Source organism: Mycobacterium sp. NGS62 (genome assembly GCF_059812285.1).
Map to the genome: position 1 here is coordinate 885,339 of NZ_JCALCK010000001.1, position 13,975 is coordinate 899,313.

Annotated in this window: 1 protein-coding gene (running past one end of the window); it reads right to left on the reverse strand. The window is 65.4% G+C overall.

Annotation, left to right across the window (positions count from 1 at the left end; genetic code table 11):
* A protein-coding gene (locus AC5Y49_RS04070) for a non-ribosomal peptide synthase/polyketide synthase (RefSeq protein ID WP_499884471.1) crosses the window boundary here: on the reverse strand, positions 1-13,975 show its 3' portion. It continues 13,256 nt past the right edge of the window; only the last 13,975 of its 27,231 coding nucleotides appear in the window; the start codon falls outside the window, past its right edge; the stop codon is at positions 1-3.

Genomic DNA, 13,975 nt, shown 5'->3' on the forward strand with positions numbered 1-13,975 from the left:
TCACGTTTCCAATGAAAATTTGAGTTGTTGGCCATACAGGCTCAGCGATTCGGCAGTCAACATGACTTCATGAGCACAGGCGACCGGATACGTTGTGATGTCGCCAGTGACGTAAGGGCGCCAACTTTGCAGCAGAGACAGACTGCGGTCGCCCTCATCCGACTGAGCAGAAAATATAGTTATATCGCCGTCGAAAACGCCCGGCTCGTGAGCTCGTTGCAACGCCATGCTACTGTTCATGTTTTGAATAAGGAAATCCAGAAGCTTTTTGTAGCGAGGGAATTCTACGACTCCCACTTCGTGAAGCAGTTCTTCTATCCGTTCGTAAGTAAGCGGACCATCCTGTTCTGGGATGTCTATACCGTTGAACCGCAATGCTTCTTCCAGTATCTGCGCCTCGTCGATGGTCTGGCTTTTCTGGGTGTCGCTGATGTCGACACAGGGCTGAGCGTCGAGAAGAATAACGTGGCCGATTGCGCATCCGCGTCGCTGAAGCTCGATTGCCAGTTCGTGGGCGACGACACCTCCAAAAGACCAGCCGAGAACGTTGTAGGGTCCGTCGGGGTAAGCCGTCTGGATTCTGTCGGCATAACTTCTCGCCATATCGCGAATTGAGCGGGGTTCAGCTTCTTCGGGTTGCAGGATTCGTTGAATTCCGATGAGGGAACAGTCCACGTAGTTACCCAGCGTCTGATATGGCCAACTCACCCCGCCCCCGGGATGAATGCAGAACAGCGGAACACCGGTGCCCTCCTTGAGGACCTCAACAGGAGCTATCTCCGCCTCGTCAGCGTGGCTAGCCAAATGCTGGCTCAGACTTTTCACGGACGGGGCGCGGAACAAGGTGCGCACTGCAACGTGGGCGTCGAGGCGTGTCTTGATAGCGGCGATCACCCGCATCGCCGAAAGCGAATCCCCGCCCAAGTCGAAGAATGAGTCGTCGACGCCCACGCGCTCGAGGCCGAGCACCTCCGCGTAGATGCCGGCCAAGATTTCCTCGGTGAGCGTGGCCGGGGCGCGATAACGCCCGCGGTCTTGGTATTCCGGTGCCGGTAGCGCGCGAGCGTCGAGTTTGCCGTTGGGGGTCAGCGGCAGCTCCGCCAAGGCCACCACCGCGGCGGGGACCATATACGCCGGCAGCCGCTCGGCCAGCGCGCTGCGCACCATGACCGGATCAGCTGTGCCGGTGACATAACCCACCAACCGCTTATCACCGGGACGGTCCTCGCGGGCGATCACCGCCACCTGACCGACCCCGTCCAGCCCGGCCAGCGCCGCCTGGACTTCACCGAGCTCGATGCGATACCCGCGGATCTTGACCTGCTCGTCAGCGCGCCCCACATAGTCCAGCTGCCCATCGGCGCCCCAACGCACCAAATCCCCGGTGCGATACATCCGTGTTCCGGGCCCCCCAAACGGAGATGCCACAAACCGCGACGATGTCAAACCCGCCCGGCCCACATACCCACACGCCAGTCCGCCACCGGCCACATACAATTCGCCAACCACCCCCACCGGCACCGGCTGTAACCAACTGTCCAGCACGAAAAAGCCAAGATGGGCCAACGGCCGCCCAATGGGACTGACACTGCGCTCGACATCGGCGTCGACGATCGGCCTAAACGAGGCATGCACCGTCGTCTCGGTGATGCCATACATGTTGATCAGCCGCGGGGATCCCGGGTGCTGGCCCAGCCACATGCCAAGACGTTGCGGGTCGAGCGCTTCGCCGCCAAACACCACCGTCTCAAGCTTGAGCTGATCTGCCAGCTCTGGCGATTGCGCATCGACAATCTGCAACGCATAAAACGCAGATGGCGTCTGGCTCAACACGCTGACCTGTTCACGAATCAGCAACGCATGCAAGTCTTCTGGCGAGCGGGACACCTCCTCGGGCACCACTACCAGCCGCCCACCATGCAACAGCGCACCCCAGATCTCCCACACCGAGTAGTCGAAGGCCAAGGAATGACTCTGCGTCCACACCTGCCCCGACAGCTCCAGATCGGTGTTCAGCGACTCCAGCAGCTGGGTGACGTTGCTGTGGGCGACAGCAACTCCCTTGGGGGCACCGGTGGTGCCCGAGGTGTAGAGGATGTAGGCGATGTCGTCGGCCGCCGGCGCCGGTAAGCCCTCACTGGGTTGGGTGCCGATACGCGCGTCGTTGATATCGATGACCAGCAGCCCACGGCCCTCGAGCCGTTCGGCCAACCCACTAGTGGTGAGCGCCACGACCGGCGCAGCGTCGTTGAGCAAGAACTCGATGCGCGCGTCAGGATGCATCGGATCGATCGGCAGATATGCCGCCCCGGTTTTGAGCACCGCCAAAACCGCCACGATCGCCTCCGCCGACCGCGAAAACAGCAGCGCCACATGCTGGCCCGGACTCGCACCGTGGGCAGCCAACAAATGCGCCAACTGATTAGACGCCTCATCGAGCTGCCGATACGTCATCGAACGGTCCGCAAAGCTGAGCGCTACCGCCTCCGGCACACGAGCCACCTGCGCACCAAACAACACCGGAATCGACACACCGGACACCGCCGGCGCGCTCAACGCCGCTCGATTACCCCACCCATCCACGCGGAGATGCTCGCCAGCATCGAGCAGATCGACCGATGACAACGGCCGGGTCGGGTCTGCGGTGATGGCCACCAGCATCCGCTGCCAGCGCTCGATGAGCGCTTGGATGCTGACCGCGTCGAACACGTCGGTGCGAAATTCGACCATCCCGCCGATCCCGGCGGGCTCACCAGCTTCGTTCCAACGCTCACCCAACGAAAACGTCAGATCCATGCGGGCGGTGTGGGTTTCCGCCGACAGCGGGGCGACCTGCAGGTCCCCCAAAGTCTGCTCGGCGCCGAGGTTGTTGGCATGGCCGGGCAGGTTCTGCCAGGCCATCATCACCTGAACCAGCGGCTGATGGGTCAGGCTTCGGGTGGGGTTTAGCCGCTCGACGAGCACCTCGAAGGGCACATCTTGGTGCTCGTAGGCGGCCAGACTGCGGGCTCGCACCTGGGCCAGCAGCTCGCCAGCGGTGGGATCTCCGGCCAGATCGACCCTTAGCACCAAGGTGTTGACGAAGAAACCCACGAGTTCATCGAGTGCGGGGTCGGCACGTCCGGCGATTGCGATGCCGACGACCACATCACTGCTGGCGCAGAGCTTAGCCAGCAGCGCCGTCAGGGCGGCCTGGATCACCATAAAACTGGACGCGTTGTACTGGTCGGCCACTCGGGCAACCTGCTGCTGCAGCTCGGCCGGCCAATCGATCGCCACACTGGCGCCCCGATAATCCGCCACCGGTGGGTAGGGCCGATCGGTGGGCAACTGCAGACGCTCGGGCGCGCCGGCCAGCGCTTGCTGCCAGTAGGCCAGCTGCGCGGCGATTGGGCTGTCGGGATCGTCGAGCTCACCGAGGTGATCACGTTGCCACAGTGTGTAGTCGACGTACTGCGCCGTTAACGGCGCCCATGCGGGGGCTTGCCCCGCACTTCGGCTGGCGTAGGCTACGCCCAGATCACGTACCAGCGGGGCGACCGACCAGCCGTCGGCGGCGATGTGGTGCGCCACCGCCACCAGCACATGCTCGCCCTCACCGACTCGGAAAAGGGTTGCCCGCAATGGGATCTCGCTCGCCAGGTCGAAGGTGTGACCGACGGCCGCGGCGATAGTCTGGCCCAGCCGGTCCGGCAGCCAACCGGTGGCATCGACGATGTCCCACCCGAAGTCGGCTTGCTCAGCGGGCACCACCACCTGCTGAGGTATACCGTCGACCGCTGGAAATAGCGTGCGCAGGCTCTCGTGTCGAACAAGCACATCGGCCAGCGCCGCACCCAACGCTTCGGCATCCAGCCGCCCACGCAGCCGTAACGCTACGGGCATGTTGTAGATCGGTGTGGGCCCCTGCAATTGGTCGAGGAACCACAGCCGGGTTTGCGCATAGGACAACGGGATCCGGGGTGGGCGCTCCACCGTCTGCAGAGGCGGGCGGGCGGGGCCGCCGCGATGGTGATGCAGGTAGTCGGCCAGATCGGCGACGGTTGAAGCGTCGAACACATACCGCACCGGCACTTCCCGGCCAAGTGCTAGTTGCAGCCGCGAGCTGACTCGGGTAGCCCTGAGCGAATCTCCACCCAGGGCGAAGAAATCGTCGTCGAGTCCGACGCGGGCCGCGCCTAACACCTCAGCGAAGGCCTCGGCGATGATCCTTTCGGTCTGGGTCTGCGGCGCCCTAAAGGCGGCGGCTGCAAACACCGGCGCCCGCAGCGCTTTACGGTCGATCTTGCCTGAGGAGGTCAACGGGAACTCGTCGAGCACCACAATCTGCGACGGCACCATGTAGTCGGGCAACCACGCACCCAATTGCTGACGCACCTCGCCGATCTTGGTATTGGTCTGCGGATCGTTGGCGTAGGTGGCGCGCTGCTGGGCCTCGGCTACCGGCACGTAGAGGTCGGTCAGTGCGATGTGCTGCGCAGGGTCGGTGCGCGTGAGGAAAACCGCATCCAGCATGCCCGGGCGGGTGCCCCAAGTGACGGCCACGCGGTACCCGGTGGCCTCACCGAGGCGGTACAACGCTTCGGGCACAACGCCGTCGGCGGTCGTGGTGGCCTCGGTGAGCGCATCGGCCAGCGACAACCCAGCGGCCAAACCGGCTTCGATGCAGACCTCGCCGATCAGCCCGGCGCGCGGAATATCGGCGACGCGAACCGCGTCCGGCCGTTGGGATGCCAACCGGTCCTGCAATCCGCCCAACCCGACGCAACCATTCCATGCCCAGGTAACTGCGCCAGCCAGGGAATGCACCGGCGTGGGAGTTGTGTGGATGACGACGTCGTAGCGATACCAGGTCAGCTCGTTGTTGGCCACCCCGCGTTTGACTTCAAGGTCGACTCCGGCCACCGACGCACGCTGGCCGGCCCAGGTGATGAAAAACTCCGGGGCTAGCAGCAATTCGGTCTCGCCGAGCATAGCGCGCTGGGCGCGTTGGCGAATCTCGTCGGCATCGACATTCTCGGTGCGTGCCAATGCGACCCCGGTCTGCAACGCGCCCTGCAGGGCGTGGTTGCGCACATCACCGAGGAACAATGTCCCACCCGGAGCCAACAGCTCGATGGCGTTATCAATGACGTCGGCCAGATATGCGGCGTTGGGAAAGTACTGGATAACCGAGTTGAGAATGATGGTGTCGAAATAACTCTGCGGCAGCGCGTCGACGACGTGCGCGGGATGGCACAGCAATTCCACCCGCTCACCCCACGACTGCGCGGCCACCGCTGCCTGCAGGCCCTCGATCGCCGTCGCGGACATATCGGTGCCGACGTAGTGCTCACAGTGCGGGGCGACCTGCGAGAGCACCAGCCCCGAGCCGACCCCGATCTCCAGCACTCGCGCCGGCCGCAGGGCCAGGATCCGATCCACCGTGGCCGCACGCCACTCGGCCATCTCGTCGCGCGGAATCGGCTCTTCGGTGTAGCTGCTGTTCCAGCCCCGAAAGTCCATGCCGAACTCCGGCGCCTCGACCTCGTCGCCGTACAACTCGTCATAGAGGTGTTGCCACTGTCCGACCGTCTCAGCGTCATGGTCAGCGGTGGCGGTCTGCGCCAGAGTGATGTAAGCAACCAGATGTGAGCCGGTGTCGCTCTGGTGCATGGCGGCGGCGGCCTGGATGACTTGTGGGCACGCCAGCAAGGTGTTCTCGATTTCACCCAACTCGATACGTTGCCCGCGCAGCTTGACCTGCGCATCGGCGCGGCCCAAATACTCCAACTGCCCATCAGCACGCCAGCGCACCAGATCCCCGGTGCGATACATCCGCGCCCCAGCACCCCCGGTGGGGTTGGCCACGAACCGTTCCGCGCTCAACTCCGGCCGGCCCAGATAGCCGTGCGCCAGCGCCGGCCCACCCAGATACAGCTCGCCGACCACTCCGATCGGCGCCGGGTGCAGCCGCGCGTCGAGCACCAGCGCGCACACCCCCGAGATCGGGGCACCGATCGTGACCGGCTGCCCCGCCACCAGCGACGCACAGGTAACCCAGATCGTGGTCTCGGAAGGGCCGTAGCCGTTGAACATCCGTCGACCCGGCGCCCAGGCGGCCACCAACTCGCCGGCGCAGGCTTCCCCTGTGACGATCAGCGTGTCCATCCGGCCTAGCCGGGCCCGATCCAGCGTCGCGAGCACCGTCGGGGTCAATACGGCCGCGCTGACCTGCTGGTTCTGCAGTAACGCGGTCAACGCCTCCCCGGCGTACGCCTGCGGGGGCACCACCACCAACGCCGCCCCCGAGCCAACCGCCAACAACATTTCGCCGATCGACACATCAAACGTCGGCGCGGCCACCATCAACGTGCGTGCACCGGCGCCCAACCCGAACGCCGCGTGTTGCGCGGCCACCCCCAGCAGACCGGCGTGGCTGACCGCCACTCCTTTGGGCACCCCGGTAGACCCCGAGGTGAAGACCACATAGGCAGTGTTGTCCGCCCGCAGCGGCGCCAGCCGATCAGCGTCGGTGATCGGATCCGCGCAGCGCCCCGACACATCCAGGCCGTCGATGCGCAGCACTGGGCGCGCCCCGGCCCCCGCCACCGTGTCGGCACCGCAGCTCAACACGCACACCGCCGCCACCGCGTCCAACACCGTGGCGATCCGCTCGACCGGATGGGCCCGATCCAGTGGCACATAAACCCCGCCGGCCTTGACCACCGCCCACCAGGCCGCCACCAACTCCACACACCGATCCATCGCCACGCCCACCGCGCGCTCTGGACCCACCCCCGCCTCGATCAGCACCCGCGCCAACCGCGTCGACCACGCATCAAGCTCGCCATACGACACCGCGCGGCTACCATCGAGCACCGCCACCGCATCCGGGTCGGCGGCCACCGGCGCCGCCAACAACTGCGCCGCCGCCCCCACCGGCGCCGCCACCCCAACACCAGACCACCCCGAGAGCACCAGATCACGCTCACCGTGAACCAGCAGCGAGATCTCCCCCACCACCACCGAGGCATCGGCCACCACCGCCTCGACCACCCGACCAAACCAGGTGACCACCCGCTCGATGGTGGACCGGTCAAACAAATCCGTGGCATACGACACCACCCCGGCGGCCATCGGCGCGGCCGGGTCCTCGCTGGGCACCTCGCCCAACTCGAAATCCAGATCGAACTTGGCGGTGCGGGTCGTGGCCCCCGCCCCCAGCACCTCGGCGCTGACCCCGTCGAGCGCCACCGCTTCTGGGCGCACATTGTTCTGGAAGGCCATGAGCACCTGAAACAGCGGATGATGCGCCGCAGAGCGCACCGGGTTGAGCTGCTCGACCAGCCGCTCGAACGGCACATCCTGATTGGAGTAGGCATCCAGCGCCTTTTGGCGCACCCGCTGCAGCACATCGCTGAACCGCTGCGCAGAATTGACACCCACCCGCAACAACCACGTGTTGACGAAAAACCCGACCAGATCATCGAGCGCTGCATCCAACCGCCCCGCGATCGGCGTGCCCATCACCACGTCTTCACCGGCACCGGCCCGGTGCAATACCACCGCCAACACCGCCTGCAACACCATCGACGCCGTCGCGTTATGCGCCGCCGCCAACGCCTTGACCCCCGCCCACACCGGCGGGTCGATGCGCAGCGGCACCTCATCACCGCGGTAACTGGCCACCGGCGGACGGGCCCGATCCGTTGGCAGCGACACCACCTCCGGCAGATCCGCCAACTCTTGTCGCCAGTAGGCCAACTGCCCCGCAATCACACTGTCTGGATCAGACTCCGCCCCCAACCACTCTTGTTGCCACAGCGTGTAATCCACATACTGCACCGGCAACGGCGCCCACCCCGGGGCCCGGCTCTGCCGGCGGGCCTGATACGCCTCGGCCACATCCCGGAACATCGGCGCCAGCGACCACCCATCAAAAGCGATGTGGTGCACCACAATTCCCACCACATGCTGTTCGGGGCCCACCGAATAGATCTGCGCGCGAATCGGGATCTCCGTCGACAAATGGAACCGATACCCCGTTAACGCCACCAACTCGCCGACCACATCCTGCTCTGACACCGACACCACCGCCGCGTCGGCGTGCCACCACATGTCTGGCTGGGCCGGTAACACCTGCTGGAACGGCACTCCGTCAACGTCGGGAAATACGGTGCGCAGCGATTCGTGGCGCGCGATCACATCATCGAGCGCCGCCCCTAGCGCCTCCACATCCAACGGCCCACTGATCCGTAGAGCACTCGGCATGTTGTAGGTCGCCACCCCGCCCTCGAACCGGTTGAGGAACCACAACCGGCTCTGCGCGAACGACAACGGCACCCTCGTCGGCCGTGGGCCTGCCTCCAACGGCTTGCGCCGGCTACCGCCCACACCGATACGCGGCGCCAACTGGGCAACCGTGGGTGCCTCGAACACGCTGCGCACCGCAAGCCCGGCATCCAGGCCGGTGTTGATCGCCGCGATCAGGCGCATTGCGGACAGGGAATCCCCGCCCAAGTCGAAGAATGAGTCGTCGACCCCGACCCGCTCCAGCCCCAACACCCGGGCATAGATGCTGGCCAAAATCTCCTCGGTGGGATTGGTTGGGCCACGGTAGGCATCGACGTCCTGATAATCCGGTGCCGGCAAAGCCCGCTTGTCGAGTTTGCCGTTGGGAGTCAACGGCAACGTGTCGAGTGCCACGACCGCGGCCGGAACCATGTACGCCGGAAGCCGCTCGGCCAGCGCGGTGCGTACCTCGGCTGGCTCGGCGGTGCCGGTGATGTAGCCAACCAGGCGTTTGTCGCCGGGGCGGTCCTCGCGGGCAACCACCACCGCCTGCTCCACCCCATCTAGCGCGCTCAACACCGTCTGGATTTCACCGAGTTCGATGCGATACCCGCGGATCTTTACCTGCTCATCGGCGCGGCCCAGATACCGCAGCTGCCCATCAGCACCCCACCACACCGAATCCCCGGTGCGATACATCCGTGTTCCAGACCCCCCGAACGGGCACGCCACAAAGCGCGACGCCGTCAACCCCGCCCGGCCCACATACCCATACGTCAGCCCGGCACCGGCCACATACAGCTCACCGATCACTCCAACCGGCGCTGGACGCAACCACCCATCCAGCACAAACAACGCCGCGCCGGGCACCGGCGAGCCGATCGGCGGTGCCCCCGACCCGGCCGTCAACGGCGCACTCAGCATCACAACCATCGTCGTCTCGGTCGGGCCATAGGCGTTGACCATCACCCGTTCGGGAGCCCACCGATCCACCACTTCAGCCGGGCAGCTCTCACCCGCCACCACCAACGCCAACGAATCCAAACCCTCAGCCGCGAGCATTGCCACCGCCGAGGGCGTCTGGGTAAGCACGCTGACACGTTCAGCGATGAGCAAGGCGTGGAAGGCTTCCGGCGAGCGTGTCACGGAGTCGGACACCACCACCACTCGCCCACCGTGCAATAGCGGGCTCCAGATCTCCCAGACCGACGAGTCGAACCCATAGGTGTGACACTGCGTCCACACGCCCGTCGTCGGCAGATATGCACCCAGTGACTCCAACAACTGGATGACGTTGTGGTGGCTGACGGCCACCCCTTTGGGGACGCCCGTCGTTCCCGAGGTGTAGATGAGGTAGGCGATGTCCTCGGGGGCCGGCGCCGGCACCGCGGTGCCGGGTTGACCCTCGACCGCGGAATCGTCGACATCGATGATCAACAGCTCATGGCCGTCCAGTCGATCGGCCAAGTCAACGGTGGTGATCGCGGCGATAGGCGCGGCGTCGGCGAGCATGAACTCGATCCGCGCCGTCGGCAGCGTCGGCTCGATCGGCAGATAAGCCGCCCCCGTCTTGAGCACGGCCAAAATCGCGACGATCGCGTCAGCCGACCGGGGAACCAGCAGCGCCACAACCTCGCCTGCGCCCAGCCCGTGAGCGATTAGTACGCGCGCCAACCGGTTTGCGGCCTCATCGAGTTCCCGGTACGTCATTGACCGGTCCTCGAATGTCACCGCCATCGCGTTGGGTCTGCGCGCCACCTGTGCGGCGAACAACACCGGAACCGACACTGCCGCGGCCGGCGGTGCAGTCAGGACCGCCCGGTTGCCCCACTCATCGAGCCGGGCATGCTCACCCTCATCGAGCAGATCGATCGACGACAGCCGCCGCGTGGGCTCGACCGTGATCGCTGACAACAACCGCTCCAGTCGGTGGATGAGCGTCTCGATCCTGACGGTGTCGAACACGTCGGTGCGGAACTCGACTACACCTCCAATCCCGGCGGGTTCACCGGCCTCGGTCCATCGCTCGGCCAACGAGAATGTCAGGTCCATGCGGGCGGTCTGGGTATCCGCTGCCAGGGGGCTAACCTGGACGTCGCCCAAGCCCGGCTGGGCGGCGGCGTTATTGTCCCGCCCGGGAAGGTTCTGCCAGGCCAACAACACCTGGATCAGCGGGTGATGAGTCAGGCTTCGGATGGGGTTGAGCCGCTCCACCAGCACCTCGAAGGGCACGTCTTGATGCTCGTAAGCGGCCAGACTGCGCGCGCGCACCTGGGCCAGCAGCTCAGCGGCGGTGGGATCACCGGATAGGTCAACCCTCAAAACCAAGGTGTTGACGAAAAAACCCACCAACTCGTCTAGTGCCGGGTCACTGCGCCCGGCGATCGGGAACCCTACCGCCACATCGCAACTGGCGCTCAGCTTGGACAACAACACCGCCAACGCTGCCTGCACCACCATGAAACTGGTCGCCTGGTGCTCGCCAGCGATCCGGGCGATCTGCTGCTGCAGCTGCGCGGGCCAATCCACGGCCACACTGGCACCCCGGTAATCAGCCACCGGCGGATAAGGCCGATCGGTGGGCAACTGCAGCCGCTCGGGCAACCCCGCCAACGCCTGCTGCCAGTAGGCCAATTGCGCAGCGATCGGACTGCTGGGATCATCAAGATCCCCCAACTGCTCGCGCTGCCACAACGTGTAATCGACATACTGCACCGGAAGCGGCGCCCAACCGGGAGCCTGCCCGACACACCGGCTGGCATAGGCCACACCCAGATCACGCACCAGCGGGCTCACCGACCAGCCATCGGCGGCGATATGGTGGGCCACCGCTACCCACACATGCTCTTCATCGCTGATTCGAAAAAGCGTTGCCCGCAAAGGGATCTCGGCGGCGAGGTCGAAGGTGTATCGTACTGCTGCCGCGACCACCTCACCCAGCCGCTCTGCCGACCAACCGCTGGCATCGACGACGTCCCAACCAAAGTGGGCGAACTCGGCCGGCACCACCATCTGCTGCGGTATCCCCTCGACCGCCCCATACAAGGTGCGCAGGCTCTCGTGTCGGCCCACCACATCGGCTAGCGCCGCAGCCAACGCCTCGACGTTCAGCGACCCGCTCAACCGCAACGCCACCGGCATGTTGTAGACCGGTGAGGGCCCCTCCAACTGGTCGAGGAACCACAACCGGTTCTGCGCAAACGACAACGGAACCCTTGCCGGCCGCTCAACGGCCACCAACGGCTTACGCCGAACCCCGTCTCCGACCACCCGTGGGGCCAACTGGGCAATCGCGGGCGCCTCAAACACCGCCCGCACCGAAAGTCCAGCTTCCAGAGCAGTATTAACCGCCGCCACCAGGCGCATTGCCGACAGCGAGTTCCCACCCAGGTCGAAGAATGAGTCATCAATCCCGACTCGTTCGAGTCCGAGTACCTCGGCGTAGATGTCGGCCAAGACTTCTTCCGTGGGGGTCTCCGGAGCGCGATACTGCGTCGCGGTGTATTCCGGTACCGGCAGCGCCCGGATGTCCAATTTGCCGTTGGGAGTCAACGGCAGGGCGTCCAGTGCCACCGTCGCCGCGGGGATCATGTAGGCCGGCAGCCGCTCGGCCAGCGCGGTACGCACCTCGGCCGGGTCGGCATTGCCGGTGACATAACCCACCAGACGCTTATCACCGGGGCGGTCCTCGCGAGCAACCACCACCGCCTGCTCCACTCCGGGTTGGGTCGCCAGCACCTCCTCGATCTCACCGAGTTCGATGCGATACCCGCGGATCTTGACCTGTTCGTCAGCGCGCCCGAAATATTGCAGCTGCCCGTCGGCACCCCACCGCGCCAGGTCCCCGGTGCGATACATCCGCGTCCCGAAGCCCGCGAACGAGCAGGCCACGAACCGCGAGGCAGTCAACCCTGACCGACCCATATATCCGCAGCCCACTCCGGAGCCCGCCACATACAACTCGCCGACCACACCGGCAGGTACCGGATGCAACCAGCCGTCGAGCACGAACAGCGCCGCCCCCGCCGCCGGCGCGCCGATCGGCACCACATCCGACCCCGGCCTCAATGGCGCACTCATCGCCGCGTACACCGTGATCTCGGTCGGACCGTAGGCGTTGATCATCACGCGGCCCGGCGCCCACCGGTCCACCACCTCAGTCGGGCAAGCCTCACCGCCCACCAGCAAGGCCACTGACTCCAACCTCTCCGGCGAGAGCATCCCCACCGCCGACGGGGTTTGGGTCAACACGCTGACGCCTTGACCGATCAATAGGTCCTGGAAGTCATCTGGTGAGCCGGCCACCGACTCAGGGACCACCACCAGCCGCCCACCGTGCAGCAGCGCACCCCAGATCTCCCACACCGAAAAGTCAAAGGCGAATGAGTGACACTGCGTCCATACCTGTCCGGGGGGCAGGCCGGCATTGAGCGAATCCGACAACTGGGTCACGTTGTGATGGGTGATTCCCACCCCCTTCGGCACCCCAGTGGTCCCCGAGGTGTAGATGATGTGGGCGATGTCATCAGGTTTCGGTGTCGGCAGTGCCGTGCTCGGTTGGCCCTCAACGGCGAGGTCATCGACGTCGATGACCAGCATGTTGTGCCCGTCCAGCAGCAACCGCAGCGCCGCCGTGCTGATCGCGGCGATCGGCGCGGCATCGTCGAGCACGAACCCAATCCTGGCTGTCGGCACCGTCGGGTCGATCGGCAAATAGGCTGCCCCGGTTTTCAGCACCGCCAGAATCGCCACGATGGCCTCGGCCGACCGCGGTAATAGCAGCGCGACGCACTCCCCCGGCCCGACACCTTGGCCAGACAGCAAGTGCGCCAACTGGTTTGAGGTCTCGTCAAGCTTGCGATAGGTCCACGACACCTCACCGCAGCTGATCGCCACCGCATCGGCAGCGCGCGCTACCTGCTCAGCGAACAATTCCGGTATCGACACCGGCGTCGCCGGCTGGCTCAACACCGCCCGGTTGCCCCACCGATCCAGGTGGGCACGCTCGCCGTCATCAAGCAGCTCCACCGACGAAAGTGCGCGTGCCGGGTCGGCGGTGATGGCCACCAATACCCGCGCTAGCCGCTCGATCAGCGCCTCGATGCTGGCGGCATCGAACACGTCGGTGCGAAACTCCACGGCCCCCCGGATCCCGGCGGGCGCACCGGTCTCACCCCACCGCTCGGCCAGAGAAATCGCCAGATCCATTCGCGCAGTGTGGGTATCAGCCGACAGCGGCGCGACCTGCAGGTCCCCAAAACTCGACTTGGCGGCGGGCTCGGCGGTCTGCGCAGGAAGGTTCTGCCAGGCCAACAACACCTGCACCAACGGGTGATGGGTCAGGCTTCGGACGGGGTTGAGCCGCTCGACGAGCACCTCGAAGGGCACGTCTTGGTGTTCGTAGGCGGCCAGGCTGCGCGATCGTATTTGAGCAAGTAGCTCATTGACGGTGGGATCACCGGATAGATCAACCCGCAACACCAAAGTATTGACGAAAAATCCCACCAGGTCATCGAGTGCGGGGTCGCCCCGCCCGGCGATCGGGAAGCCAACCGCCACATCAGAACTGGCGCTCAACTTGGACAGCAGCACCGCTAAGCCCGCCTGGATCACCATGAAGCTGGTCGCGTTGTGCTCGCCGGCCACCCGGGCGATCTGCTGCTGCAGCTGCGCCGGCCAATCCACGGCCACCTTGGCGCCC